Raw genomic sequence first — 25612 nt, forward strand, 5'->3', positions numbered from 1 at the left:
GGACGGACCCGTCAGACGGGGACGTGTCTGACGGGCCCTACAGGCCAATCCGCAGGCTGGGTGGGGGGACGCACGCGGAGGCCTGATTCGCATTTGGCGCGATTCCACGCCAAAGAACTCCCTATATGTGCTGCCAAGCGCTTTGTGCCAAGGCTATGTGTCAGCGGTTTCTGCAGTAATGACCAGATCGTCATTGGCTGGTTTCGAAATGACCCCACCGGGATTCCCGTCCGCTGACAATAGGACCGCGATCCAGCGCGTCGACGCAGATTGCGCAAATAGTATCATCATCAACACAGTCAGCGGTGCGGAAAGGAACATGCCCGGAATGCCCCAGATCGCGCCCCATATGGCGAGCGACAAAAGAACAACCAGGGCGGACAGGTTGAGCGTCTCGCCCATAATTCGCGGCTGGACGAAATTTCCGATGGCAAATTGCCAGAAACTGACCCCCAGGAATACGATTGCCGCAAAGATATAGCTGGCATTTTCGCCGCCCGCCGGCAGCCAGGCCGGCAGCTCCGGCTGAACCAGTGCGAACAGGGTCGGCACAAAAGCGGCCACGATCGAGCCGACCGTCGGGATATAGTTGAGCACGAAGATCAGCGCCGACAGGAAGAGTGCGTTCTGCACGCCTAGGGCAATCAGCGTGAAATAGGTCAGGAAGGTGATCAGCGCCGAGATGACCGTCTGCGTCCACAGATAGGTCTCAATGCCACGGCGCGCCGCTGCGCCGATTTCGCGCACCTGGTCGCGCTGCTCGGGGACCGGGAACAACCGGTCCAGCTTCGGGCCCCAGGCGGACTGCGCCAGGAACAGGAAGGCGACGTAGATCAGGATGACGACAAGGTCTCCCGACAGGTCGCCGGTTGCATTGGCGATGGTGGCGAAGAAACGCTGGCCGGACTCGTTGAAGATGATCTGCGTCAGCGTCGGCGCGCTGTCCATTTGCAGCAGGCCATAGACGTCCGCGATCAGGTTATTGATCTTCTGCTCATACTCGCTGGCCTGCCCGCCAAACTGGGCGATGCCCTGGGCAAGCAGGCCGACAAAAAGACCAAACCCTACAAGGACTGCAAGGATCGAGATGGCGCGGGCGATGTTCCGGCCGACGAACTTGACCTGCTCGACAATGATGCGGGCAAAGCCTTCCATGATGAGGAAAAGGAAGACCGCCAGCGCGAACGGCGCGAGGATCGAACGGCCGAGATAGAGAACGCCAATGAGAACACCGGTCGCGATAATCCAGATCCCGACAACGCCCGACCGTACCGACATGCTGTTACCCCTCCTCAGCCTCCGCCTGTTCGGGCAGCCTGGCGAGGTGGAAATCCCGGACCAGGTGAACGAGCGGACGCACCGCGAAGAAGACCGACCCGATCAGGAACAGCCAGGTCGCGGTCGTCTTGGTGCTTTCGCTGAAAAATAACGCCGAGCCGACGATGAAAGCAATGGCTGCAAGCGCGTCAACGCCATCATAGATGGCCTGGTAACGAGCGTAGAGCGCGCCATGCTTCCGGGTTGAGAATTTCATCCATGAGCGGGGCTGCTGGCTCATCTTGATCTCCTTATTGGTCCTGCCTGCCCAAGCAATGCCGAGCCCACCGATGTGGCTCCATTCCAGACTCACAAAAAGACCTCTACACATAATTTTGTTGTACATGTACAACATATGTGTATATATACGCATCATGAGCGATAAGATATATAACCGCATCAGCATGCTCAGGGCAGAGCGTAACGAGTCGCGCAAGGCGTTGGCGGATGCTGTCGGCGTGAACTACCAGACGATCGGCTATCTCGAGCGCGGGGAATACAATCCAAGCCTCGAGCTGGCCCTGAAGCTGGCTGAGCACTTTGAGCTGCCCGTGGAAATGGTCTTCTCGCGGCAACCCTTCCCACCCCTTTCGGCGCAATTGGCGAAACTTCAGCACGGAGGCTGAACCCATGTTGTACTACCGATCATCGAGTCAGCCCGCCTCTGGCGGACATCCCATCCAGACTGGACGCGTGCGGGCGCTTACGACGGTCCCGCTACTGGCCTATCCGGCTGGCTGCATTATCCGGCTCAACGCCCCCGAGGCCGTTATTGCCGACATAGCCGGCTTCGCGCTCATCCTGCTGGCGCTATTCTGCGTGGCCCTTGTCGTGCCAAGCTATTTCCAGCGCATCGTTGGCGATGAAAAGCAGAACCTGGACGAGTTCGAGATGGACCTGCGCCGGCGGGCCTATACCGCCGCCTATCAGGGCTTTTCAGCGCTGACACTGATCTTCGTGATGTATTTCGGTATCGCCGCCGATGCGCAGGAAAAACTCCCCTGGCTCTGGACGCCCAGCAATTTCGACCACTGGAATGCGATTTTCTGGGGCGGCTTTCTCTACACCGTCCTCCTGCCGACGGCCTGGATTGCCTGGTTTGTCGGCGCGCCTGCGCAAGAGGAGGAATAATCCGGCATTCAGGGCTTTGCCCGTCCGTGCGATTACGTCTAGCTTCTACAGCCAGACTGGTCAGGGAGCGCACGGATGGGCGAGGCAATCTATATTGGCGGCGGCGGAGCAGAGCAGAACGAGCCACAGCGCCTGCTGCTCAACCGCGCCAACCGCCACGGCATCATTGCTGGCGCAACCGGTACCGGCAAGACGGTGACGCTGCAGATCCTGGCCGAGGGTTTCTCGAATGAAGGCGTCCCGGTCTTCTGCGCCGATGTAAAGGGCGACCTGTCGGGCCTCTGCATGAGCGGGACGGAAAGCTTCAAGCTTCACGACGCCTTCATGTCGCGCGCTGGCAAGATCGGGTTCGAGGACTATTCCTATCACGATGTCCCAACCGTCTTCTGGGACGTGTTTGGCGAGAAAGGCCATCCGGTCCGAGCGACGATCTCCGAAATGGGGCCGACGCTGCTCGCCCGCCTGATGGACCTGACGGACACGCAGGAAGGCGTGCTCAACGTCGCTTTCGAGTATGCCGATGATGAAGGCCTTCTCCTGCTCGACCTCAAGGACCTGCAGAAACTGCTCATTCACCTTGGCCAGAAAGAGGTCCGCGACGACGTCTCTCTGCGCTATGGCAATGTGGCGACGGCCTCGCTCAGCGCCATCCAGCGCAGCCTGCTGGGGCTTGAAAGGGACGGCGCTGAACAGTTCTTCGGCGAGCCGGCGCTCGACCTGATGGACCTGATGCGCTGCAGCCTCGACGGGCGCGGCGTGGTCAACATCATGGACGCGACCAAGCTGATCAATTCCCCGAAGCTCTACTCGACCTTCCTGCTCTGGCTGCTGTCGGAACTGTTCGAGCGGCTGCCGGAAGTGGGCGACCCGGACAAGCCGAAGCTGGTCTTCTTCTTCGATGAGGCGCACCTCCTCTTCAAGGACGCCCCGAAGGCCCTGCTCTCCAAGATCGAGCAGGTCGTGCGCCTGATCCGCTCCAAGGGCGTCGGCGTATTCTTCGTCACACAGAACCCCCGCGACCTGCCCGACAGCGTCCTCGCCCAGCTCGGCAACCGCATCCAGCATGCGCTGCGCGCCTATACCCCAACCGAGCGCAAGGGCGTGAAGGCCGCATCGGAGAGTTTCCGGCCCAATCCGGCCTTCGACACCGAGGAGGTCATCACCCAGCTCGGCACGGGCGAGGCGCTCGTCTCGACGCTGGACGAGAAAGCCGCGCCGAGCGTGGTCCAGCGCACGCTGATCCGCCCGCCTTCCTCGCGGCTCGGCCCGATCACGCCTGCCGAGCGCAAGGAGATCATGTCGCGAAGCCCCGTGGCGGCCCGCTATGACGAGGCGGTCGACCGGGAGTCGGCCTATGAGATCCTGATCGCCAAGGAAGAGGCCGCGGCCGAAGAAGCCGAACGCCTCGCCAAGGAAGAGGAAAAAGCGAAAAAGGCGCTGGAAAAGAAGAAGGCGCGCTCGAAATCCTCTCGCTCGAGGCGCCAGACGCCGACCGAGGCCGCCGTCAAGACGGCCACGCGGACGCTGGCCCGCGACATTACCCGGTATGTTCTGCGCGGCATCCTTGGCGGCCTGAAACGCCGCTAAGGATGATATGTGCGCCAGCGCATAACTTGAAGCTGAAGCCATGCTGTGACGCAAAAGCCTCGTCACAAAAATTCAGAAAAAGCGTTACCTGGCTGACACCAAACTGACGCCGAACCGTTACGCAAGGCTGATAGCCGCCTCTCGATCTTAATGAGGGGTGAATTCCATGAAATTTCGCTATAGAAAACTGATCACAACCGGCCTTATCAGCGCTGGCCTGGCCCAGATCGCAGCCGCGGAGATCGTCCAGGGCACCGTCACCGATGCGTCCGGCGAAGCCCCGCTCGAGGGCGCCATCGTGCGGATCGAGGGCCTCGACCGGTCCACGACCACGGGCCGCTATGGCGACTACCGCTTCGCAAACATTCCGGCCGGCGAATACACGGTTTCAGTTTCCTATATCGGTGCGCCGACGGTCACCCAGGACGTGACGGTCGACGGCGACATCGATGTCGACTTCCTCGTCGGCAGCAATGTCCGCTATCTCGACAACGTCCTCGTCGTCGGCTCCAAGGCCGCGCAGGCCGGCGCCATCAACCAGAAGCGGGCTTCTGACGCCATTATCGATGTCATCGACTCAGACGGCCTCGGCAACTTCCCGGACACGACGGTCGCCGATTCGCTTGCCCGCGTGCCCGGCCTGTCGATCGAAAACGACCAGGGCGAAGGCCGCTATGTCTCGATCCGCGGCATCAATACCGACCTGATCGCCGCTTCCATCAACGGCGTGCGCACGCCCTCACCTGAAGATCGCCGCGGCGTCCTGCTCGATGGCGTCCCGTCTGATCTGCTGGACGGCATCACGGTGCAGAAATCGCTGACCCCGAATGTCGATGCCGACAGCCTCGGCGGCGTCATCGACCTGAAGACCATCTCCGCCTTCGACCGCGACGGCCGCTTCATCCGCGCCAAGCTGGAAGGCGCCTACAATGAGATCTCCGAGGAAGTCTCGCCAAAGGGCACCCTCACCTATTCCGACGTCTTCAACGACAAGCTCGGCGTAGCCCTGTCGGTGAACTATCAGGACCTCGCCGTCGAAGCGCACAACAATGAAACCGGCGAATGGGGTTTCATGGATGATGGCTCGGCATTCCTGAACGATGACTACGAACAGCGCTGGTACGACCTGACCCGCGAGCGCCTCGGCTTTATCGCCAATTTCGACTGGCGCGTCACAGACAATACCGAGCTCTACCTGCGCACCCTCTACAACAATTACGAGGATGACGAGGTTCGCAACAAGTTCGAGTTCAAGGATCTCGACGATATCGAAGACGATGGCGCCGTCGCGGACGGCTCAGCCCTGAGCTCGACCACCCAGTCGGTTCCGATCAATGAAATCGATGCCGAGGTGCGCCAGCGCCGCGAAGTCCGCCAGATCCAGACCTATGCCCTCGGCGGCAAGACCGACTGGGACCTGTGGAGCTTCGACTATGAAGTCGCCTATGCCTACGCCAAGGAAGACGACAGCGACAATCACGACGTCGCTTTCCGGTTCGAGGATGTCCAGGACGCAGCCGCCGACGCCGGCCTGACCGATCCCAACCTGCTGTTCGATTTCTCGACCCCGGAAACGCCGAAACTCTCCGGCGACATTCTCGACCTGATCTACGATCCGTCCAACTACATCATGGACGCCTTCGAGGAAGAGAAGACGCTGAACGAAGACACCGAGATCTCGGCCCGCTTCGACGTCTCACGTGACAGCCTGATCGGCGATACGCCGGTGACCTGGCAGGCCGGTGTCAAACTGCGCGACCGCGAAAAGACCCGCGACGCCAATGTCATCTTCCATGAGACCGCCGATATCGACCTTGGCCTGTCGCCATACGTCGGCGCGAGCTTCATCTCCGGCTGGCGCCTGCCCAACCCGATGCCGGCCTGGCCTGACCCGAACCTGACCGCAGCGCTCCGCAATGGCGCGGGTCCGGACTTCGAACTAAACGAGGATGACACCAATTTCGACAGCCTGGCGGAAGACTTCACCATCGACGAGCAGATCCTGGCGGCCTACGCCATGGGGACGTTCGACCTTGGCAATCTGACGCTGATCGCTGGCGTGCGCATGGAAGACACCCAGACCGACCTGACCGGCAACATCTTCGCCGAAGAGGACGATCCCGCCAATCTGCAGAAGCGGAATGTCTCCAATGACTACACCCACTGGCTGCCGTCGATTAACGCCAAATACGCCTTCAACGACAAGCTGATCGCGCGCGGCGCCTATTATGCCGCCGTCGTCCGCCCGTCCTTCGGCGAGATGGCACCGTTCACCGTGTTCAATGACGACCGCGACGAACTCGAACTCGGCAACCCGAACCTCGATCCCTATGAAGCCGACAATTTCGACCTCAGCCTGGAATACTATCCGACGGAACTGTCCGTGCTGTCTGTCGGCGTGTTCTACAAGACGATCGAGAACGCCATCTACGAGGCGACTTTCGAGCGGGAAGAAGACGTAAACGGCGACCTCGTTGCGCTCAGCGAATTCCTGCCCACCGTACCGGTAGACCTCAGCTATCTGACGGCCGACCAGCTTGCCGATGTCGAGGAAGTGACCAGCTTCATCAATGTCGGCTCCAGCGACCTGTATGGCATCGAGTTCAACTATGTTCAGAGCCTTGCGGACCTGAACCCGATGCTCGACGGCTTCCTGGTTTCGGCCAACCTGACCCTGACCGACAGCGAAAGCACGCTTCCCGACGGCCGCGACGTTCCGTTCCTGAAGCAGTCCGATACGGTCTGGAACCTCGCCATTGGCTATGACAAGGGCCCGTGGGACCTTCGTGTCTCGGCCAACTATCGCGGCGACTATATCGACGAGCTGACGGAAGAGGATCTCGACCGTTACACCGATGACCGGTTGCTGGTCGAAGCGTCGGCCAAATACAGGGTCAACGACAACATCCAGCTTTACCTGGAAGGCAAGAACCTCACCGACGAGCCGGAATACTACTATTTCGGCAGCGAGCGGCGCCTGTCGCAATATGACGAGTTCGGCACGACCGTCGTCTTCGGCGCTCGCCTGACCTACTAATCGTTGGCATAAGGCTGACAAAGGCGGGCCGGGGCGCTCTTGGCGTTTCCGGCCCGCCGCATAACGAATACGACCAAGCAGGATACCCACATGACCTTCCGCCTCCTGATGCTCGCCAGCGCGGCGCTCGCCCTGACCGCTTGCGAAACCGACAACGTCTGGGTCGATGACGGCATTGCCGCCACACCGGTCCCGGCCGCCTTCGAGACCGATCCAATGACCGGCCGCGGCGACCGCGCCGATGACCCGGCGCTCTGGGTCCACCCCGCGGATGCCTCGAAAAGCCTGATCCTCGGCACCAACAAGGATGAAGGTCTTCACGTCTACGACCTCTCCGGCCAGGAAGTGCAGTTCCTCGATGTCGGCCGCGTCAACAATGTCGATGTCCGTCAGGACCTCGCCGCCGCCTCGAATGACGAGTTCAATGCAATCAGCCTCTTCACCATCGATGCTGACAGTCTGGCCGTGACCCATGAAGGTGATTTCCCGACCGGCAAGGAAGAGCCGTATGGCATCTGCATGGGCCTCGTCGGTGGCGCCATGTATATCATCCCGACCTACAAGGACGGTTCCATCCAGGTATGGGTCGCCGACAATGCCGGCTTCAGCCTGCAACGCGAAGTCCAGGTTGGCCAGTACGGCCAGCTTCAGCTGGAAGGCTGCGTCGTCGACGATGAGGCCGGAACGATCTTCATCGGCGAGGAAGAGCACGGCATCTGGAAACTGGACCTCGCGGATAGTGAAAGCGCGCCTGAGATTGTCGACACGATTGCTGCGGCCAATGGTCTTGTCGCAGACGTCGAAGGCCTGTCGCTCTGGGCTGGCCCGGACGGTGCAGGCTATCTCGTCGCCTCGGCCCAGGCCGCCGACCGCTATGTCGTCTATGACCGCGCCGTCCCGCATGCCCCGCGCGGCGTTTTCAGCATCGCAGCAAGCACAGATGGCAGTGTCGATGCCGTCAGCCATACCGATGGCCTCGACGCCTCGTCGGCCGCCCTGCCCGGCTTTCCGCGCGGCGTGCTGATCGTGCAGGACGATGCCAATCCGGTCACCGAGGTTGACCAGAACTTCAAGGTGGTCGACTGGGCCGCTATCGAGGCCGCCCTGGACCTGGCGGAATAGGCCCGTCTTTCACCCGCGAGCCCTGTTACCTCAATTTCACGCGAGGTGACGGGGCGACATGGCTTTCAATTGCCGTCTGTGCCGCTTAGATACTGGACAGCAAAAACTAAGACCTACCGGAGGATCGACATGCAGGACTATCTGAAATTCTATATCAATGGCGAGTGGGTCGACCCGGTCGAGCCACGCACGCTGGACGTCGAGAACCCGGCGACGGAAGAACCGTTCGCGCGCATTTCGCTCGGCTCCAAGGCCGATGTCGACAAGGCGGTCAAAGCTGCGCAGGACGCCTTCCCGTCCTTCTCGCAGACTTCTGTCGAGTTCCGCGCAGAACTGCTGGAAAAGATCGCCGCCGGAATCCAGGCCCGCGCCGGCGACATGGCGAAAGCCATCTCCGACGAAATGGGTGCGCCGATGTGGCTCGCCAATGCCGCTCAGGTCCCTGCCGGCATGGGTCACTACATGACGGCCGCCAAGATCCTGCGCGAATACGAATTCGAGGAGCAGCGCGGCTCGACCCTGATCCGCAAGGAACCAATTGGCGTCTGCGGCTTCATCACGCCGTGGAACTGGCCGCAGAACCAGATCGCCTGCAAGGTCGCCCCGGCGATTGCGACAGGCTGCACCATGGTGCTGAAGCCATCCGAGATCGCTCCGCTGGATGCGATGATCGTGGCTGAAATCTTCCACGAGGCCGGTGTGCCGCCGGGCGTGTTCAACCTCGTCAATGGCGATGGCCCAGGCGTTGGCGCCTATCTGTCGCAACACCCCGGCGTCGACATGATGAGCTTCACCGGATCGACCCGCGCGGGCGTTCTCGTCCAGCAGGCCGCGGCACCGACCGTGAAGCGTGTCGCACTCGAGCTGGGCGGCAAGTCGCCGAACATCGTCCTGCCGGACGCCGACCTCAACCAGGCGGTTGCCGGCGGCGTGATGCAGATGATGACCAATACCGGCCAGTCCTGTAATGCGCCGTCCCGCATGCTCGTCCAGCGCGACAAGCAGGACGAGGCCATGGCGATTGCCAAGGCCACGGCCGAGCAGGTCAAGATCGGCGCCGGCGCCGACGCCCCGAAAGGCGCCATGGGTCCGATCTCGAACGCCAATCAGTGGAACAAGGTCCAGGACCTGATCCAGAAGGGCATCGACGAAGGCGCGACCCTGGTCACCGGTGGTCTCGGCCGTCCCGAAGGCTTCAACAAGGGCTACTTTGCCAAGCCGACCGTGTTCGCAAACGTCACCAATGACATGACGATTGCGCGCGAGGAAATCTTCGGCCCCGTGCTCTGCATCCTGCCTTATGACACCGAGGAAGACGCGATCCGCATCGCCAATGACACGGTCTATGGCCTGTCGGGCTACGTGCAGTCCTCCGATCTCGACCATGCCCGCAAGGTCGCCAACCAGATCCGCGCAGGCAACGTCCACCTCAATGGTGCCGGCCCGGACTTCGCGAACGGCGCCTTCGGCGGCTACAAGCAGTCCGGCATCGGCCGCGAATGGGGCGACTACGGCTTTGAGGAATTCCTTGAAGTGAAAGCCGTGCTCGGTCACTCGCCGGCCTGATCAGTCAGCTGAGCGATAACCATGGAAAAGCCCGCAGCCATTGCGCTGCGGGCTTTTTTTACAGCATCGGATCGAGGCGGTAGAGGCTGCCGCCATAATCGACGATGAGCAGGTTGCCGTCCGCGTCGAGACCGAAGCTTGAAATGTTAGACACTGTGCCCGTATCGGCCGGAAAGAGATCGTTCAGCCTCTGGAATTGCGAAGACGGCACGGTCGAGCCCGTCTGCAGGTCTGCAACCGGGACGGACCAGTAATTGCCGCTGACAAAGTCACCAAAGACGTAGTGATCCTGCACGGCGGCCACCGCGCCGCGATAAACATAGCCGCCCGTGACCGAGTTGCCCTGCAACGGCCCGGAGCCGTGGCCATACTCCGCAACCGGGTCGGTAAAGTCCACGCTGTCGGCCCCGCCGGCATAGCTCTGTGTGCCTTCCTGGAGGTTCCAGCCGAAATTGGTCCCTGCTGCATCCGGCGCGAGCCGGTCGATTTCCTCAATGGCGCCCTGGCCGACATCGCCAATAAACAGGTCACCTGTGACCGGATCCACGCTGCACCGGTACGGGTTGCGAAGGCCGGTCGCGAAGATTTCCGGCCGCCCGCCCCCGGACGCGAAGGGATTGCCAGCCGGGATCGCATAATCACGTGCATCATCTGCAGGAAAGTCGTCGCCGGACACATCAACCCGCAGAACCTTTCCGAGGACCTCGTTCACATCCTGGGCATTTCCGTCCGGATCGCCCGCGCCGCCGCCATCGCCGAGCGGTATGTACAACAGGCCGTCATTGGAAAAGCCGATCCAGCCCGCATTGTGGTTGGACGCCGGCTGCGGTGTCGTGAAGATCAGGTCGGCGGTGGCGGGGTCGGCCTGCGTGTCCGAGCCGGCGAACATCTGATAGCGGCGGATTTCCGTCGCGCCCGAACTGTTCGTCAGGTTCACATAGACCTGCCGGTCATTCGCGAAATCCGGCGAGAAGGCCAGGCCCAGCAGGCCACGTTCGCCATCGGTGGCGATGTCGCTGGATACGTCCAGCATGGGCACGCTGTCGACAGTTCCGGCCGACGGGTCGAGAACACGGATTACACCGCCCTTTTCCACGACTGCGAGCAGCTGCGTGCCTGGTATGGGAGCCACGAAAAGCGGCTGGCTGAAGCCGGACCCGATCTGCGTGAGCGCGCCATCTTCCGGCACGTCGGAGACGGTAATCCTGAGGTCAAACTGCGTTTCGAGGCCGCTGGCCGTATCGCGCGCGGTGAACCTCACCTCATAGACATTGTCGGCGTTGGCGTCGGCGGGGATCTCGAAATCGAGCGGGCTGTTCAGCACAATCTTCCGGAAATTGTCTTCATAATAGAAAATATCCGCATCGTTCTGGGCGGACACAGTCACCTCGACCGGGTCGCCATCCGGGTCGCTGACAGACACAGTATAGATTTCGCCCGTGGCGCCTTCATCGATCGTGACTTGCGCCGGGGAACTGAAAACCGGAGCGCGGTTCCCGCTGCCGCCATCGCTGCCACCGCCTCCACCGCAGGCGGCAAGAAGCGGGATCGCTCCCATGAGGGCCAGGAGTCGTGAACCGTTCATGTCCGTCTCCGATTGCTATTACCCTCCAGACATAGGCCCCTCACGCCTTCAACGTTCCCGCTTACGCAAATTTAATGCGCGCGCAGCAAGCGGCCGGGCGGCCCGCTGCCGTACAAACCACTGCGGGAATCGTTGTCTGACGTTCAGCTTCACCCCATATAATTGTCACTAGTCACTTTAGTGAGCGTCCCATGAAGAACACCTATCTCATTCCTGCGCTCGCCGCCCTGGCGGCACTGGGTGCCTGTGCGACGGCGACGCCCTATCAGGCGGCCAACACGTCGGATCGCGGCTATAGCGACCAGCAGGTGGAAACCAATCGGTGGCTGGTAAGCTTTGCCGGCAACAGCCTGACGGACCGCCAGACCGTGGAAACTTACCTGCTGTACCGCGCAGCCGAGCTGACCTCGCAAAACGGGTATGACCATTTCCGTGTTGTCCGCCGCGACACCGATACCGATTCCAGCTTCGTGCCGGTCGGCGGGCGGTACCCTCACTTCCATACATCTTACCGGTATTACGGCCCGTATTGGGGCCGGGGTTTCTATGATCCCTGGGACCGGCCGACCGACTATCGCGAAGTCACGCGCTTCGAAGCGACCGCTGAGATCATCATGGGGAAAGGCCCCAAGCCGGATGATCCAGAGTTCTTCGACGCCGAGGACGTGCTGATGAATCTGTCCGGCCGCATCCAGCGTCCCGAAACCGGCTAGGCTTCCATCCTCAATCCCAAAAGTGATAGCCTCCCTGACCGGACCGGTGGGGAGGCTTTTTCATGATCGCCGTGCGGGCACACGAACGCAAAGAACCAGCAGCGGCGGCGCCATGAAACGGCGACGGGGCGCACGGCGGGGCCTTTCGGTATCCTGGCCTGCCATCCTGCTTTATGGCGGGTTGCTGGCGGCAGGCGTACTCATCCTGCAATGGATCGAATACCAGCAATATGCGCGCACGCATTCCGACGAGATCCGCATCGCGCTCCTCGCCGCCCTGTTCCTTGGCGTCGGCGTCTGGGTTGGCGCCCAGCTGTTTCGCAATACAGCTTCAATGGAGCCGCCAGCCGACGGCAATCCGAAGGCGCAGGCGGCGCTCGGCATCAGCGACCGGGAAAGGGATGTTCTTGTCCTGCTCGCACAAGGCCTGAGCAACAAGGAGATTGCGCGCGAGCTTGGTGTGTCGCCGAACACAGTGAAGACGCATGTTGCGCGCCTTTACGAGAAGCTGGAAGCCGGTCGGCGCACGCAGGCCGTCCAGAAGGCGCGGGATCTCGGTCTTGTCCGCTAGGCTGTCAGGAAAACGGGTGATTTCACGAAAATCACCCTTTCGGGCGATAGGCTGCCGGACGAAAACCTGTCCAGTTCGCCCCCTCTTCAACGAACAAGGGGTCAAGACATGTTGAAACGGATACTGATCACCGGGCTCGCCGCCGGCCTGATCACAGGGGGCTTTCTCTTCGTCGCCATCTACATGGCGCGCGACTCGATGGCCGAAGGTCATGAAGGCGGCCATATCTACGGCTACGCATCGATGCTGCTCGCGCTGAGCCTCATCTTCTTTGCCGTCAAACGACAGCGGGACATTTCCCAGGGCGGCGTCATCAAATTCCTTCCGGCTTTCGGGATGGGAATCGCCATCAGCGCCGTCGCATCGCTCATCTACGCACTTGGCTGGGAACTTACGCTCGCGACGACCGGACTCGATTTTGCGGGGACCTACACCGAGGGCGCCATACAGGCGGCACGCGAGAAAGGCATGACCGGCGAGGAGCTCGCCGCCTATGAGGAAAAGATGCAGGGCTTCGCCGACATGTACCGCAATCCGGCCTACCGCATTCCGATCACGATGACTGAATTGCTTCCCGTCGGCGCCATTGTGTCGCTGGTTTCGGCCCTTCTGCTACGGAACAGCAGCTTCCTGCCGCACCGGCCCACCGTGTGAGACCGGCTCCAAAGAAAAAAGCCCGCTCCGGTCAGGGAGCGGGCTTTCACCTGTTTGTCGATCGCTTAGCGCGGCGCCATGCGGATCGCGCCGTCGAGGCGGACATCCTCACCATTGAAGTAGGCATTGGTGATCATCTCGCGGGCGAGAGAGGCATATTCCTCCGGATTGCCGAGGCGGGCCGGGTTCGGCACCTGGGCACCGAGCGCCTGCTTCACATTCTCAGGAGCGCCCTGCAGCAGCGGCGTGTTGAAAATGCCCGGCAGGATCGTGTTGACGCGGATCAGCTCCCGCGACAGGTCGCGCGCGATCGGAAGCGTCATGCCGACGACGCCGCCCTTCGAGGCGGAATAGGCAGCCTGGCCGATCTGGCCGTCTTCAGCGGCAACCGAGGCCGTGTTGACGATCGCACCGCGCTCACCGTCGATCGGGTCAAGCGTCATCATGCCGGCAGCGGACTTCGCAATGCAGCGGAAGGTGCCGACCAGGTTGATCTGGATAATCAGGTCGAACTTGTCGAGCGGGAAGTGGGTGATCTCGCCCGTTTCCTTGTTGCGCGACGCGGTCTTGATGGCGTTGCCGGTGCCGGCGCAGTTGACGAGAATGCGTTCCTGGCCGATGGCCGCGCGCGACTTCTCGAAGCCTGCATCAACGGAGGCTTCGTCCGTTACGTTGACCTTGCAGAAAACGCCGCCCAGCTCTTTCGCCAGCGCTTCGCCTTTTTCTTCGTTGAGGTCGAACAGCGCGACCTTGACGCCATCGGCGGCGAGGCGGCGGGCCGTCGCAGCGCCAAGACCGGATGCACCGCCGGTGATGACGGCACTGATATCTGAGCTGAGTTTCATCCTGTTGGATCTCCCTTGGAACAATCGTATGATGGCAAGCGATCTATCGGGTAAGGAAAGGCCCGCCAATGCGTAACCCAACGGAAATAGTCATCGAGAATGGCGAGACGCAGCCGCGCTACCTGCCGCTGGACATCGGTCCGTCGCGCAAACGCACAAAGCGCAGGCTGATTCCAAAGCTGTTGCGCGTTGCCGGGCGTATTCCATTTGCCGACGACCTGGCGGCCGCGTGGTATGCCGCCATCGACCCAGCCACCCCGCGCAAGGCGAAGGCTGTCCTGTTTGCCGCGCTCGGCTATTTCGTGATGCCGGCGGACATGGTGCCGGACGTTGTCGCCGGTCTCGGCTTTACAGACGATGCCACGGTTCTGGCGACGGCGCTCAGCATTGTCGGCACGCAGATCCGCGACCGTCACCGCGTGCAGGCGCGCCGCCTGCTTGGCCTGCCCGATCCGGTGCGGGACGACGAAAGCGAAGAGGCCTGAGGCTCAGCCGATATCCGGCTGGAAAGCCATCTCACCCGGCTTGATCAGCCTGGCGCCTTCAGTCGGGGAAATCTGGTAGATCGACAGCTTGCGCTCGGCCGTGCCATCCGCGACGAAACGGAAGAGGCCGTTCAGGCCAACAAATCCATCTTCCGCCATCAGCTCTTCACGTTCGAGCTCCCCATCTGCCGACAGGGAAATCGCTAGCGCCGCGGCATCATAGGCCTGCGCGGCAAGGCTGGTGGGGGCGCGCCCGTATATCCGGCGGTAGCGCGTCTCGAACGCGTCGAGATCCGTCTTGGGCGGGGCGACAAACCAAGCGTCTTTCAGCGATGGCTCGCGCCAGACGCTCGGATCGTTCCAGCCCGACAAGCCCATCAGCTTGGTCTCACGGTTCATGTCGTAATAGGCGAGCAGCGGGGCGACCTTGCGAAGTTGCGTGCCGCGCTCTGGAATGAGAACGGCAACCGGGCCGCCAAACTCGGAGGCGTTGTTGATCGAGGTGGCGAGGTATTCCGCTTCGCTGGTCGGCGAACCACTGCCGTCCGGATAGAAGCCGGATGCGACAACCATCCCGCCCTGCTGGCTGGCCTCGAATTGCAGCGCCGTCTCGATCCGCATGCCGAGCGCGCTTTGCGGGCCGAAATAGGCAAACTGGCGGAAACCGTTGTTCACGGCATATTCGACCAGGGCCGCGACCTCTTCTTCCGGACTGATGGAGGCGAGGAACGTATTGCCGCCAGCGACATCCCGGTCGTTCGAAAAGCCGATGATCGGCATGCCGGCAAGAAAACGGTCTTCATTGAGCGCGGCCACTGAACTGCCAAAAAGCGGTCCAAGGAAGAACTCGGCGCCTTCTGCCCTGGCCTGTTCAGCCACTTCAACAGTCTTGCTGCGCGAGCCGGCTGTATCCTTCGGCAGGATGACAAAGGAATCGGGGGCATGGTCGAACAGGGCCATCTCGATGCCCGCCAGCATGCCTTCGGCTTCCGCGCGCACACCTGAATTTGGATGCGAGAAAGGCAGCAGCACGCCCGCGCGCACCAGGTCCTTGCCTTCGAGGAATTCCGGCGTGAACTCACCGGCCATGGGCACGGGCATGCCGTTCGCGTCGATTTCCATGCCGTTGGCATGCAGGCTGGTCGGCTCCTCGAGACCGGCCTGCTGGCCGCTCTTGCCGGGATCGACGCGCGGCTTGCCGCTGGAGATTGGCGCTGGCGGAGAGGCAGGACCGGTGGCACATCCGGCCATGGCAAGGAATGCCGCGAAAACAAGGCTTGGCGCGAGCCGTCCAAAGCGCGATTGTGCCCGAGATGTCATCCAGTGATCCTTCCATTCCGGCAGAGAGCCGTTCGGTGCCCGAGACTAGTGCTGCTGCGGGGGGCAAGCAACACACCAAACCGCAACTCGAACCGGGTCTCTACATTGTCTCAACGCCCATCGGCAATCTGCGCGATATCACGCTTCGCGCGCTCGACACGCTATCGTCGGCCGATGAAGTGCTGGCCGAAGACACACGGGTCGCCCGCAAGCTTCTAGATGCGCATGGCATTCGCGCAAAACTGAGTGCCTACCATGACCATAATGGGGCAGACCGGCGCCCCGGTATCCTGAAGCAGCTGCAGGCGGGGGCGCGTATCGCCCTTGTCTCCGATGCCGGCACGCCGCTGGTGTCGGATCCGGGCTGGAAGCTTGCGCATGAAGCTGCCGAAGCCGGCATCCGCATCGTGCCCATTCCTGGTGCCTCGGCTATGCTGGCCGGTCTCGTCACCTCCGGCCTGCCGAGTGACCGGTTCATGTTCTGCGGCTTCCTCCCGGCGAAGTCCGGTCAGCGCAAACGCGAGCTCGAAGCCCTGAAACCGGTGCCCGCCACGCTGATCTTTTATGAGGGCGGCTCAAGGCTGGCGGGCTGCCTTGAGGACATGGCAGACATTTTGGGGGCTGTCCGCCCCGCCGCAGTGGCTCGCGAACTGACGAAGCTGTTCGAGGAAACCCGGCGCGGCACGCTTGGCGATCTCGCGGCCCACTACAGGAAGGCCGGTCCGCCCAAGGGCGAGATCGTAATTCTTGCCGGCCCGCCAGCAGAAGAAGACGCCAGCCCCGCCGACATAGACGCCGCCCTGCGCAAAGCCCTTGCAGACAGCCCGGTCAAGGAAGCGGCCAATGCCGTTGCCGCCGCTTTCAGCATATCGAAGCGCGACGCCTACCAGCGGGCGCTGGCGCTGAAATCAGATGGCTGACCAGCGGGCCCGTCGTGTCGCTGCAGAATCGCGCGGACGGCGATCGGAGGCGATCGCCGCGCTCTGGCTGCAGCTGAAGGGCTATCGCATTCTGGCCCGCCGGGTACGCTTGCCCGTTGGCGAGGTGGACCTCATCGCCCGGCGCGGCAATCTGGTGGCCTTTGTCGAGGTCAAGGCGCGCAAGACGAGGCTGGAGGGCGAAACAGCCGTCACACCGTCCAGCTGGCGGCGGATCAGCCGCGCGGCGGAAAGCTGGATGGCGGCCCGCCCGAAGCTCGCCCAGCTCGACTGGCGTTTCGACCTGGTGGTCATCCTGCCCTTGAAAATACCGTTGCACCTGCGTGACAGATGGCGCCCAGATTTTGCCTCAACGCGGTTTTAATGGCTTGGGAACAGAACAAGGTTTACACGTATTAGCCATGTCCAGACTTGCCCTTCTCTCGCTCGCCATGTGTGCGCCAATCCTGTCTTCAGGCTGTGTGGCCGTCGTTGCCGGCGCCGCCGGTGCCGTCGGCGTTTCAGCAGCGCAGGACCGCTCCATGGGCCAGGCGCTCGACGATTCGACCCTGTCCAATGACATCAAGACAAGGCTGCTCAGCGAAGAAGGCTTTGGCGAAGTCGATGTCGAGGTTGCCCAGGGTCTCGTCCTGCTTTCCGGGCGGGTGAATACGCCTGAACAACGCGTACGCGCCGAGGATATCGCCTGGAGTGCGCCGCGCACGCAGGACGTTGCCAACGAGATCAATATCGAACCGGCGGGCGGCTTTCTCGCCAATGCCGCGGACGAACTGGTGACCGCCCGCGTGCGAGCCTCGCTCATGGCATCCAAGACGGTGAAAAGCATCAACTACAATATCGAGACCTATAATGGTGTCGTCTATCTGATGGGCATTGCCCGATCCCAGGAGGAACTTACCGAAGCCGCCGAACGCGCGAGCGTCGTCACCGGCGTCAAACGCGTCGTCTCCTATGTTCGCATCAGCCCGGAGCGCACCCGCCCGTCGTCGAACACGGCCAACAATGGTGAGCTTGCCGGCGGACCGGCGACCAACTGACCGCGATCAGGACGCGCCCTGCCGGGCCGTGATCAGCGTGCCTTCCTCATTCTGCAGGGTCAGCAGGCCTGTCTCGTCGATCTCGACATAGGATACGGTCTGCAGCACCGAGATGATCGCCTGCTCCTGCTCCATGAGCTGCGGCACGCAGGCCTTCCGCGTGGTTGCGAGCGGGGCAATGGTGAGTATGCCGGCATTCAGCTTGAAACTCCCGGTAAAGGCATTGCACGAGGCATTGCCGCTGATCCGGCCATCCTCGCCAAACCGCACCGTCGCGCGGGTCGTCTGGAGAAGCGGCTCGCCATCGATGCGGGCGACCATCCATTCCCGGCCCGCCAGCTGCGGCATGGTGACGACGGCTTCCGGCTCCGGGCTCAGCCTGACCGACCCGAGATCGACAAGACCGGCTTCCTTGGTGAAGGCCGTACCGTCATTGTTCGTCCAGAGGAGCGTTCCAGCCGCATCCGCAATACGCGCTTCCAGCCGGACCATCGTGCCGCGGGTTTCCTTCCATTTGTCGATGTTGATCTCGAATGGAACCGGAACCTGACGGCCGTTGAGCGCGATGGTCTCCGAATGGAAGGGTTCTGGTACGTAAAGCGCCAGACCATGCTCCCACAGCGACAGGCTCACCACGGCGTCGGCGGGCAGGGCCACTCTCTGGCGATAGGTGAGTGATCCGGTCACCTGCATGGGCTCGAGATCCGGCGCCGTTGTGCTGGCAACCGACGCGACAGCGTCTTCAACATCTGCCCCGGTGTCCGTGTCACTCTCCGCCGTGTCGGCCGGTTCTGTAGGAACGGTTGTTTCCTCAGCTGGCCGGGTGACGCACGCCGCCGCCAGCAGGCAAGCGGTGAAGAAGACGGTGGCTCTCCTCATGTCGGGTCCCTTCCAGCAATCTGACAAATGTAACGGGCCATTGATCCAGCGGTCGGTCTGCATCGTAAACGCAAGTACAGGCAGCAATCTATGCATATTTATAGAGCCTTGTTTCATTTACAATTTTTAATAATCCAGCCGAATTCGGGCTTCGTAATGAGGGCATCAACCACAAGAAAGGACTCCCTCATGAAAACCCTTTTTGCTTCTGTTGCTGCAACGGCCCTTTTCATTGGCGGCGCGGGCATGGCTGCCCATGCTGACCACCATATGGAAAGCCACGACAAGCATGAAAAGAAAGACATCGTCGACACCGCTGCGTCGAACGAGGACTTCTCCACGCTCGTCGCTGCCGTGAAGGCTGCAGGCCTGATCGACGCCCTCAAGGCGGAAGGCCCCTATACTGTCTTCGCGCCGACGAACGCGGCTTTCGATGCCCTGCCAGAAGGCACGCTCGACACACTGCTGATGGAAGAGAATGTCGGTCAGCTGCAAGCCATCCTGAAGCTCCACGTTGTCTCCGGCAAGATCAAGTCGAAAGACATCGCTGACGGCACGACAGAAGTCGAAACGCTTGCGGGCGACACGATCGAAGTCACCAAGAGCGCTGACGGTGTCACCGCTGGCGGCGCGGATGTCGTGAAAGCCGACATCTACACCTCGAATGGCGTCATCCACGTCATCGACAGCGTGATCCTGCCGCAATAGGCTTTCGCGCTTGCATGATCCCAACCCCCGGCCCCGCGGCCGGGGGTTTTTTCATGGGCACAGGACAAGGAAAGCCCTCTGATGTCTTATCAAGCGCGCCAATTCATCACATATAGCCCGGCAGTGACGAACCGGGAGACAGTATGAGCCTGCGCATTGCCATCCAGATGGATCCGCTGGAATCCGTCGACATCAACGCCGACACCACTTTTGCGCTTGCCGAGTGCGCGCAGGCGCGCGGGCACAAGCTCTGGGTCTACCAGCCAGAGCATCTGAGCTTCGACACCGGGCGCGTGGTCGCCCGGGCCCGGCCAGCCGAGGTCCAGCGTGTGAAGGATCAGCCCGGCATCCTTGGCAGCGAAACCATTCTCGACCTTGCCGACGATGTCGACGTCGTCCTGATGCGTCAGGATCCGCCTTTTGACATGGCCTACATCACGGCCTGCCATGTGCTGGAGCTGCTGAAAGGCGAGACGCTGGTGCTGAACGATCCGGAATTTGTCCGCTCGGGGCCGGAAAAGCTCTTTCCCCTCATCTTCCCGGATATCATTCCCGATACACTGATCTCTCGCGATCTCGGCGCGATCATCGATTTTCGCGCGCGTCACAAGGACATCATTATCAAGCCGCTCTACGGCAATGGCGGGGCTGGCGTGTTCCGGATGAAGGAAGACGACAGCAATTTCAGCTCACTGATGGAAATGTTCCTTGAGCGCACGCGCGAGCCGCTCATCGCGCAGGCCTTCCTGCCAGCGGTGTCCAATGGCGACAAGCGCATCATCCTGGTCAATGGCGAACCGGTCGGCGCCATCAACCGGCGGCCGAAACAGGGCGAAACCCGCTCCAACCTGCATGTGGGCGGCACGGCTGAGCCGGTCGAGCTGACGGATGCAGACCGCCACATCTGCGACAGGATCGGGCCGGAACTGAAACGCCGCGGCCAGCTTTTCGTCGGCATCGACGTGATCGGCGACAAGCTGACAGAGGTGAACGTGACCTCCCCCACCGGCATTCAGGAACTGAAGCGCTTTACAGGAATCGATGCAGCGGCCATCTTCTTCGATGTGGTGCAACAGATGGTTGCCAAGTCCTGACAGGAAAGCCACTGTGGGAGGATGAATATGAGAGCCACCGTTCTAGCTGCCATCCTGGCCGTTTCGCTTGCTGGCGTTGCGTGCTCTGAAAAGGCGCCCGCGGAGAATGAACAGCCGGCTGAAACGAGCGAAAGCGCTCAGCCGCAGCAGGGTCAATTCAACCTTCGTTTTCCTACAAACGACACGCAGCCGGCGAGCAGCGGTGCTTCCGGCGAGTTCAACCTGCGCATTCCGGAATCAGCGGATGCGGGCATGGACAGTGGCGGTCTGCGGCTTCCGGAAGGGGCTGTGCGCGAAGATGCGCTGAGCGGCATCCAGGAAATCCAGACGCCTGGCGTGGTTGACCCTCAGCCTGAGGAAGATCCGGAAGACGATATCATCCGCCTCGACTAGGGCGCGCCGCGGATTCGCGAAAATCCGATTTTGTTCTTTATTTGTTCCTGACCTCATGCTAGCTTTGCATAAAAGCTGGGGTATGGGCGCATGGTGGCGCGAATAACGACATTCGCCTTTGCAGGCATTGAAGCAAAACCTGTCGACGTGCAGGTCCAGATCACGTCAGGCAATCCGCATTTCGCCATTGTCGGCCTGCCGGACAAGGCCGTCGGCGAAAGCCGCGAGCGCGTGCGGTCTGCCTTTGCCGCCGTTGGCCTCGCGCTGCCGCCCAAGCATATCACCGTCAACCTCGCGCCGGCCGACCTGCCCAAGGAGGGCAGTCACTATGACCTGGCCATCGCGCTCGGCCTGCTGGCGGCCATGGGCGTCGTTGCACCGGATTCGCTGGATGGGCATGCCGCCATTGGCGAGCTGTCGCTGGACGGTACGGTCGGGCGAACGCTCGGCGCCCTGCCGGCGGCGATGGCTGCTCAGGCCATGGACCTGCGCCTGATCTGCCCGGAAGCCTGTGGCCCGGAAGCGGCCTGGGCAGGTGAAGGCACGCTGGCTGCGCCGAGCCTGATCGCGTTGATCAATCACTTTGCCGGACGCGCGAGCCTCGCTGCACCGGTTGCCGGGGAACTTGCACCACCGGACGCCATGCCGGACCTCGCAGATGTAAAGGGTCAGGACGGCGCCAAGCGTGTCCTGGAGATCGCCGCGGCGGGCGGGCACAACCTGCTCTTCTGCGGCCCGCCAGGGTCTGGCAAGTCGATGCTGGCCCAGCGCCTGCCTGGCCTGCTGCCGCCGCTGTCGGCCAGCGAACTCCTGGAAGTCTCGCAGATCCAGTCCGTTGCCGGCCTGCTTGAGCGCGGCCAGCTGTCGCGCCAGCGCCCGTTCCGCGCGCCGCATCATTCAGCCTCCATGGCGGCATTGGTGGGCGGCGGCATCCGGGCCCGGCCGGGCGAGGTCTCGCTCGCCCATCACGGCGTACTGTTCCTCGACGAGCTACCGGAGTTCCCGGCCCAGGTTCTCGATAGTTTGCGCCAACCGCTGGAAGATGGCTCCGTCGTGATTTCGCGCGCCAACCGGCATGTGCGCTACCCGGCACGCTTCCAGCTGGTCGCGGCAATGAATCCCTGCCGCTGCGGGGGCGGCCCGGGCGACGGCGCCTGCCGGCGTGGGCCCGCCTGCGCGCGCACCTACCAGGCCCGCATTTCCGGCCCGTTCTTCGACCGGATCGACCTCTTCTTCGACACTCCGCCCGTCACGGCCATGGATCTTTCGCTGCCCGCACCCAGCGAAGGATCGAAGGAAGCGGCTGCGCGCGTCTCGGCCGCCCGAAGCGTACAGCATGAACGGTTTGGTGACGTCGCCGGCACAGGCCGGCGCGCCGTCAATGCCGATGCCCCGGCCCGTGACATTGCCACCATCGCCGCCCCGGATGAGGGCGCCAATGCGCTCCTGTCGGACGCCGCGGCCAAGCTTGCACTCTCGGCACGCGCCTATCACCGGGTCCTCAAGGTCGCCCGGACAATTGCCGATCTCGATGGCAGCACCAGCGTGCGGCGGGTGCATATCGCCGAGGCCCTCTCCTATCGCCGCCGCCCGCCCGACGCGCAGCCGGGCCAGACAAGCGCCGCGTCGTCTTCCTCTCTGGCCCGCTGAAATCAGGATTGCGGCATAAGCGATTTGTCAGTCATTTGCCGGTAATTCGGACGCATGACAGACGAATCCGGCAACCTCTCGCCCGAACAGGCCTTCCTGGCGACGACAACGCACGAGATCCGCACGCCGCTCAACGGCATTCTGGGCACAGTGTCGCTCCTGCTCGAGACCGATCTGGACCCGGCCCAGAAAGAATATGCCGAGGCGATCCGGCTGTCGGGCTCCCGCCTGCTCGACCTGTTGAACAATGTCCTCGACTTCGCCCGCCTCGATGCCGGCGCTCTGACGGTCGAACCGGAGCGTTTTCGCGTGGCCGGCCTGGCCCGGGAAGTCACCGAACTGCTCGCCCCGCGCGCCCATGGCAGCGGCATCGACCTTGGCGTTCTCGCCCGTCCCGGCGTGCCCGCTGAAATCCTCGCCGATGCGGGCAAGATCCGGCAGATCCTGTTCAATCTCGTCGGCAATGCTATCAAGTTCACCGAGCAGGGCGGCGTGCTGGTTGATATTGCCTATGAGGACAGCAAGCTCAGCTTCCGCATCATGGACACCGGTCCGGGCATTGCCCCGCAGGACCAGGACCGCCTGTTCGAAGCCTTCCGGCAAAGCTCCGCTGGCGACGCAATGAAGGATGGCGGTGTCGGCCTCGGCCTCGCCATTGTCCGCAAGCTTTCCGACACGCTGGGCGGCACGGTCTCACTGTGCAGCGTCCAGGGCGCGGGCGCATGCTTCCGTGTCGACGTGCCGATTGATCATGACGAAGCCGTCTTCGACCCGCCGCCCGAGCTTGAAACGGCCCGGCAGATCGCCTTTGCCGGGCTCAGCACAGCAACCACGCTATCGGCCTGGGGCATCCTCTCGCATGCCGGTGCCAGCGTCTCGATCGTCGACAACGCTCAACAGGCGCGCCGCGCAAAGCCCGACGTGATTATCGCGGCGGCCGAAATGCCCGAGCGCTCACTGCGTGCGCTCACGCGGATCGCGCCAACCCTCGTCGTGATGCGGCCGGGCGATCGCGGCCTGATGAGCCGGTTCCACGATATGGGCGCAGCTGGCTGGCTTGTCCGTCCGTTGCGGCATTCCACGCTGATCGAACGGGTGCGCCTGGCTGGGCAGGGCAGCACGGCCCCTGACCAGGATGACGAGGCCACGCACAATGGCCGCATCCTGATTGCCGATGACAATCCGGTAAACACGCTGATTGCACGACGTGCCTTGGAATCGGCCGGTTTCTCAGTCACAGTCGCTGCAACTGGCCGCGAAGCGGTCGATCTCAGCGAAAGCTGGTCACCGGACCTCGTCTTCATGGATTTGCGCATGCCGATCATGGATGGATACGACGCGATGAAAGCCCTCAGGGCATCCGGCATGAACATGCCCGTGATCGCCATCTCCGCCGAGATCAATCCCGAGATCGAGCGCCGCGCGCGCGCCGCCGGGGCCGATGGCGTTGCGGCCAAGCCACTTGATGCCGATGCGCTGCGCCGCCTCGCCGTCAACTGGACCCACCGCCAGTCGGGCGCTGCATGAGCGAGGCCAGCCCGGCAGCTGGACCTGGCCGCGAGACCGTCGGAACGGCGTTTCGCAAGTATCTGAAACCAACAATGGCCTTCATGCTGGTGCTCGGATTTGCGTCCGGCCTGCCGCTCATGATGGTGTTTTCGAAACTGTCCTTCTGGCTTCGCGAAGCTGGAATCGACCGGGCCTCCATCGGCGGCCTCTATGCCGTATCGTTTGCCTATTCGCTCAAATTCCTCTGGGCGCCCGCTGTTGACCGGATCAAGATCCCGGTCCTGAGATCATTGCTGGGCCAACGGCGAAGCTGGATGGTACTGGCCATTTGCGGGACGTCGCTTGGTCTCTTCCTCATCAGCTCGACCGACCCGGCCGTTGCCATAATGCCAACAGTGGTCGGCGCCCTCGTCCTCGCCTTCTCCGGCGCGACGCTGGACATTTCGGTCGACGCCTGGCGGATCGAGTCTGCTCCAAATGACGAGCAGGCCAACATGGCGGCCGTCTACAATCTCGGCTACCGGTTCGCGATCATGTTTTCAGGGTTCGGCATGGTCATCGCCGGGGCAACGAGCTGGCATTTCGCCTACGCCCTGATGGCCATCGTCATGCTGACTATCGGCGCAATCGTCATCGTGTTCATTTCCGAACCTGAGCATGCAGACCGGCTCAAGGACGAGGGCAAGTCCTTCGCGTTGAAGGTCAAGGACGCGGTCATCGAACCATTCTGGCAGCTGGTGCGCAAATTCGGCATCTGGATTCTTCCGGTTGCCGGCGTCGTCACGCTGTACCGCATCAGTGATTTCACCATGGGCGTCATGGCGAGCCCCTTTTATGTCGATCTCGGCTATTCACGCGAAACGGTTGGGTGGATTCAGGGTGTGCTTGGCCCCTGGCCAATCATCGTCGGAGGCTTTGTCGGCGGATTTGTCGCCGTACGCTACAGCCTCATGCCAGCGCTGATCGCCGGCGGCGTCATCACACTGCTGACCAATGGCGCTTTTGCAGGGCTGGCGCTGGCAGCCGGCCCTGACCTTGACGTGGTTGCCAATGCGGTTTCCCAAGGCGTGGCCCCGCCGCCGGGTGCTGAAGTCCACACGCCGACCGTCTGGGCCCTGATGGGCGTGATCGTCGCGGACAATCTTGCGGCCGGCTATGTCGGCTCGGTCTTCATCGCCTATATGTCGTCATTGGCTGACAGGCAGTTCGCTGCCACGCAGTACGCCCTGCTCAGCTCTGCCTATTCCTTCTTCTGCAAGCTGGCCGCAACGACCACTTCGGGCCCGCTTTCGGAGGCGATTGGCTGGGCCGGATTCTTCACCGTCACGGCGCTCTATACCCTGCCGCCCATCGCCCTCATCATCTTTATCATGAGGTATGGGCCAGACAGGGCGAAAGGCATCCGGAAAGACGAACCGGAAGACCACCCGGACAAGGACTTCGCCTAGCCCGGGCGCACCCGCTTATTGCC

General features: G+C 62.2%; 25 protein-coding genes. 19 read left to right on the forward strand and 6 right to left on the reverse strand.

The window, feature by feature from the left end; all coding sequences use genetic code 11:
- Positions 1–153: 153 nt before the first annotated feature.
- Positions 154–1278 carry an AI-2E family transporter gene (locus D1223_RS04800; RefSeq protein ID WP_119375305.1) on the reverse strand — a complete coding sequence of 375 codons (1125 nt, stop codon included), beginning with the start codon at positions 1276–1278 and terminating at the stop codon, positions 154–156.
- Between the two features lie 4 nt (positions 1279–1282).
- Positions 1283–1558, reverse strand: a complete 276-nt coding sequence (locus D1223_RS04805) for a YrhK family protein (RefSeq protein WP_119375306.1) — start codon at positions 1556–1558, stop codon at positions 1283–1285.
- Positions 1559–1691: 133 nt separating this feature from the next.
- On the opposite strand from D1223_RS04805, the gene D1223_RS04810 reads away from it, so the two are divergent.
- From D1223_RS04810 to D1223_RS04835, 6 genes are all read left to right on the forward strand, one after another.
- Positions 1692–1943, forward strand: coding sequence for a helix-turn-helix transcriptional regulator (locus D1223_RS04810; protein WP_119376037.1), 252 nt, complete (start codon positions 1692–1694; stop codon positions 1941–1943).
- 4 nt (positions 1944–1947) lie between these two features.
- On the forward strand, positions 1948–2448 hold the full coding sequence (locus D1223_RS04815) for a hypothetical protein (RefSeq protein WP_147372682.1): 501 nt from the start codon (positions 1948–1950) through the stop codon (positions 2446–2448).
- 75 nt (positions 2449–2523) lie between these two features.
- The gene (locus D1223_RS04820; protein WP_119375308.1) at positions 2524–4035 is read left to right on the forward strand and encodes a helicase HerA-like domain-containing protein; all 1512 of its coding nucleotides are present in this window, start codon (positions 2524–2526) and stop codon (positions 4033–4035) included.
- Between the two features lie 166 nt (positions 4036–4201).
- Positions 4202–7072 carry a TonB-dependent receptor gene (locus tag D1223_RS04825; protein WP_119375309.1) on the forward strand — a complete coding sequence of 957 codons (2871 nt, stop codon included), beginning with the start codon at positions 4202–4204 and terminating at the stop codon, positions 7070–7072.
- Positions 7073–7162: 90 nt separating this feature from the next.
- Complete coding sequence (locus tag D1223_RS04830) at positions 7163–8194, forward strand: phytase (RefSeq protein ID WP_119375310.1); 1032 nt, start codon at positions 7163–7165, stop codon at positions 8192–8194.
- 129 nt (positions 8195–8323) lie between these two features.
- Complete coding sequence (locus tag D1223_RS04835; protein WP_119375311.1) at positions 8324–9760, forward strand: aldehyde dehydrogenase family protein; 1437 nt, start codon at positions 8324–8326, stop codon at positions 9758–9760.
- Positions 9761–9818: 58 nt separating this feature from the next.
- Here D1223_RS04835 and D1223_RS04840 read toward each other — a convergent pair whose 3' ends face one another.
- The gene (locus D1223_RS04840; RefSeq protein WP_233353046.1) at positions 9819–11345 is read right to left on the reverse strand and encodes a PQQ-dependent sugar dehydrogenase; all 1527 of its coding nucleotides are present in this window, start codon (positions 11343–11345) and stop codon (positions 9819–9821) included.
- 191 nt (positions 11346–11536) lie between these two features.
- Between D1223_RS04840 and D1223_RS04845 the strand changes: the two genes are divergently transcribed.
- From D1223_RS04845 to D1223_RS04855, 3 genes are all read left to right on the forward strand, one after another.
- Positions 11537–12058, forward strand: coding sequence for a CC0125/CC1285 family lipoprotein (locus D1223_RS04845; RefSeq protein WP_119375313.1), 522 nt, complete (start codon positions 11537–11539; stop codon positions 12056–12058).
- A 112-nt stretch (positions 12059–12170) separates the two neighbouring features.
- Complete coding sequence (locus tag D1223_RS19200) at positions 12171–12629, forward strand: response regulator transcription factor (protein ID WP_119375314.1); 459 nt, start codon at positions 12171–12173, stop codon at positions 12627–12629.
- Positions 12630–12737: 108 nt separating this feature from the next.
- A complete protein-coding gene (locus D1223_RS04855) occupies positions 12738–13283 on the forward strand; it encodes a DUF4199 domain-containing protein (RefSeq protein ID WP_119375315.1) in 546 nt (181 codons plus the stop codon).
- Positions 13284–13348: 65 nt separating this feature from the next.
- On the opposite strand, the gene D1223_RS04860 is transcribed toward D1223_RS04855, so the two are convergent.
- Positions 13349–14128 (reverse strand): SDR family NAD(P)-dependent oxidoreductase, encoded by a 780-nt coding sequence (locus D1223_RS04860; RefSeq protein WP_119375316.1) that lies wholly within the window; start codon positions 14126–14128, stop codon positions 13349–13351.
- 68 nt (positions 14129–14196) lie between these two features.
- On the opposite strand from D1223_RS04860, the gene D1223_RS04865 reads away from it, so the two are divergent.
- Positions 14197–14613, forward strand: a complete 417-nt coding sequence (locus D1223_RS04865; RefSeq protein WP_119375317.1) for a YkvA family protein — start codon at positions 14197–14199, stop codon at positions 14611–14613.
- A 3-nt stretch (positions 14614–14616) separates the two neighbouring features.
- Here the strand turns inward: D1223_RS04865 and D1223_RS04870 are convergent, their stop codons facing one another.
- Entirely contained in the window at positions 14617–15933 is a 1317-nt protein-coding gene (locus D1223_RS04870; RefSeq protein ID WP_119375318.1) for a penicillin-binding protein activator, read from the reverse strand.
- Here D1223_RS04870 and rsmI point away from each other — a divergent pair.
- Genes rsmI through D1223_RS04885 form a run of 3 tightly spaced genes read left to right on the forward strand, consistent with a single transcriptional unit; the run spans position 15927 to position 17908 of the window.
- Positions 15927–16853 (forward strand): 16S rRNA (cytidine(1402)-2'-O)-methyltransferase, encoded by a 927-nt coding sequence (gene rsmI, locus D1223_RS04875; protein WP_119376038.1) that lies wholly within the window; start codon positions 15927–15929, stop codon positions 16851–16853. The two genes, D1223_RS04870 and rsmI, sit on opposite strands and share 7 nt — an antisense overlap.
- Positions 16846–17235, forward strand: a complete 390-nt coding sequence (locus D1223_RS04880) for a YraN family protein (protein WP_119375319.1) — start codon at positions 16846–16848, stop codon at positions 17233–17235. Before rsmI ends, D1223_RS04880 begins: the two co-directional genes overlap by 8 nt.
- A gap of 37 nt (positions 17236–17272) precedes the next feature.
- On the forward strand, positions 17273–17908 hold the full coding sequence (locus D1223_RS04885) for a BON domain-containing protein (protein ID WP_119375320.1): 636 nt from the start codon (positions 17273–17275) through the stop codon (positions 17906–17908).
- Between the two features lie 6 nt (positions 17909–17914).
- On the opposite strand, the gene D1223_RS04890 is transcribed toward D1223_RS04885, so the two are convergent.
- The gene (locus D1223_RS04890) at positions 17915–18787 is read right to left on the reverse strand and encodes an META domain-containing protein (protein WP_158586528.1); all 873 of its coding nucleotides are present in this window, start codon (positions 18785–18787) and stop codon (positions 17915–17917) included.
- Positions 18788–18976: 189 nt separating this feature from the next.
- Between D1223_RS04890 and D1223_RS04895 the strand changes: the two genes are divergently transcribed.
- From D1223_RS04895 to D1223_RS04920, 6 genes are all read left to right on the forward strand, one after another.
- Entirely contained in the window at positions 18977–19495 is a 519-nt protein-coding gene (locus D1223_RS04895; RefSeq protein WP_119375322.1) for a fasciclin domain-containing protein, read from the forward strand.
- A gap of 143 nt (positions 19496–19638) precedes the next feature.
- Entirely contained in the window at positions 19639–20589 is a 951-nt protein-coding gene (gshB, locus tag D1223_RS04900; RefSeq protein WP_119375323.1) for a glutathione synthase, read from the forward strand.
- A gap of 27 nt (positions 20590–20616) precedes the next feature.
- A complete protein-coding gene (locus D1223_RS04905; RefSeq protein ID WP_119375324.1) occupies positions 20617–20982 on the forward strand; it encodes a hypothetical protein in 366 nt (121 codons plus the stop codon).
- 90 nt (positions 20983–21072) lie between these two features.
- Complete coding sequence (locus D1223_RS04910; protein WP_119375325.1) at positions 21073–22632, forward strand: YifB family Mg chelatase-like AAA ATPase; 1560 nt, start codon at positions 21073–21075, stop codon at positions 22630–22632.
- 54 nt (positions 22633–22686) lie between these two features.
- Complete coding sequence (locus tag D1223_RS04915) at positions 22687–24159, forward strand: response regulator (RefSeq protein WP_119375326.1); 1473 nt, start codon at positions 22687–22689, stop codon at positions 24157–24159.
- A complete protein-coding gene (locus D1223_RS04920; RefSeq protein WP_119375327.1) occupies positions 24156–25589 on the forward strand; it encodes an AmpG family muropeptide MFS transporter in 1434 nt (477 codons plus the stop codon). The genes D1223_RS04915 and D1223_RS04920 overlap by 4 nt, the downstream gene beginning before the upstream one ends.
- The last annotated feature ends 23 nt before the right edge of the window (positions 25590–25612 follow it).

Source organism: Henriciella mobilis (assembly GCF_003576285.1).
Taxonomy (GTDB): Bacteria; Pseudomonadota; Alphaproteobacteria; order Caulobacterales; family Hyphomonadaceae; genus Henriciella; species Henriciella mobilis.

Excerpts from the sequence above, each read along its gene's own strand:
- D1223_RS04805 (WP_119375306.1), bottom strand. The coding sequence starts at position 1,558 with ATGAGCCAGCAGCCCCGCTCATGGATGAAATTCTCAACCCGGAAGCAT.
- D1223_RS04845 (WP_119375313.1), top strand. The coding sequence starts at position 11,537 with ATGAAGAACACCTATCTCATTCCTGCGCTCGCCGCCCTGGCGGCACTG.
- D1223_RS04800 (WP_119375305.1), bottom strand. The coding sequence starts at position 1,278 with ATGTCGGTACGGTCGGGCGTTGTCGGGATCTGGATTATCGCGACCGGT.
- D1223_RS04815 (WP_147372682.1), top strand. The coding sequence starts at position 1,948 with ATGTTGTACTACCGATCATCGAGTCAGCCCGCCTCTGGCGGACATCCC.
- D1223_RS04810 (WP_119376037.1), top strand. The coding sequence starts at position 1,692 with ATGAGCGATAAGATATATAACCGCATCAGCATGCTCAGGGCAGAGCGT.
- gshB (WP_119375323.1), top strand. The coding sequence starts at position 19,639 with ATGAGCCTGCGCATTGCCATCCAGATGGATCCGCTGGAATCCGTCGAC.
- D1223_RS04830 (WP_119375310.1), top strand. The coding sequence starts at position 7,163 with ATGACCTTCCGCCTCCTGATGCTCGCCAGCGCGGCGCTCGCCCTGACC.
- D1223_RS04840 (WP_233353046.1), bottom strand. The coding sequence starts at position 11,345 with ATGAACGGTTCACGACTCCTGGCCCTCATGGGAGCGATCCCGCTTCTT.
- D1223_RS04905 (WP_119375324.1), top strand. The coding sequence starts at position 20,617 with ATGAGAGCCACCGTTCTAGCTGCCATCCTGGCCGTTTCGCTTGCTGGC.
- D1223_RS04860 (WP_119375316.1), bottom strand. The coding sequence starts at position 14,128 with ATGAAACTCAGCTCAGATATCAGTGCCGTCATCACCGGCGGTGCATCC.
- D1223_RS04855 (WP_119375315.1), top strand. The coding sequence starts at position 12,738 with ATGTTGAAACGGATACTGATCACCGGGCTCGCCGCCGGCCTGATCACA.
- D1223_RS04865 (WP_119375317.1), top strand. The coding sequence starts at position 14,197 with ATGCGTAACCCAACGGAAATAGTCATCGAGAATGGCGAGACGCAGCCG.
- D1223_RS04895 (WP_119375322.1), top strand. The coding sequence starts at position 18,977 with ATGAAAACCCTTTTTGCTTCTGTTGCTGCAACGGCCCTTTTCATTGGC.
- D1223_RS04880 (WP_119375319.1), top strand. The coding sequence starts at position 16,846 with ATGGCTGACCAGCGGGCCCGTCGTGTCGCTGCAGAATCGCGCGGACGG.
- D1223_RS04920 (WP_119375327.1), top strand. The coding sequence starts at position 24,156 with ATGAGCGAGGCCAGCCCGGCAGCTGGACCTGGCCGCGAGACCGTCGGA.
- D1223_RS04885 (WP_119375320.1), top strand. The coding sequence starts at position 17,273 with ATGTCCAGACTTGCCCTTCTCTCGCTCGCCATGTGTGCGCCAATCCTG.
- D1223_RS04835 (WP_119375311.1), top strand. The coding sequence starts at position 8,324 with ATGCAGGACTATCTGAAATTCTATATCAATGGCGAGTGGGTCGACCCG.
- D1223_RS04870 (WP_119375318.1), bottom strand. The coding sequence starts at position 15,933 with ATGACATCTCGGGCACAATCGCGCTTTGGACGGCTCGCGCCAAGCCTT.
- D1223_RS04825 (WP_119375309.1), top strand. The coding sequence starts at position 4,202 with ATGAAATTTCGCTATAGAAAACTGATCACAACCGGCCTTATCAGCGCT.
- rsmI (WP_119376038.1), top strand. The coding sequence starts at position 15,927 with ATGTCATCCAGTGATCCTTCCATTCCGGCAGAGAGCCGTTCGGTGCCC.
- D1223_RS04890 (WP_158586528.1), bottom strand. The coding sequence starts at position 18,787 with ATGAGGAGAGCCACCGTCTTCTTCACCGCTTGCCTGCTGGCGGCGGCG.
- D1223_RS19200 (WP_119375314.1), top strand. The coding sequence starts at position 12,171 with ATGAAACGGCGACGGGGCGCACGGCGGGGCCTTTCGGTATCCTGGCCT.
- D1223_RS04820 (WP_119375308.1), top strand. The coding sequence starts at position 2,524 with ATGGGCGAGGCAATCTATATTGGCGGCGGCGGAGCAGAGCAGAACGAG.
- D1223_RS04915 (WP_119375326.1), top strand. The coding sequence starts at position 22,687 with ATGACAGACGAATCCGGCAACCTCTCGCCCGAACAGGCCTTCCTGGCG.
- D1223_RS04910 (WP_119375325.1), top strand. The coding sequence starts at position 21,073 with ATGGTGGCGCGAATAACGACATTCGCCTTTGCAGGCATTGAAGCAAAA.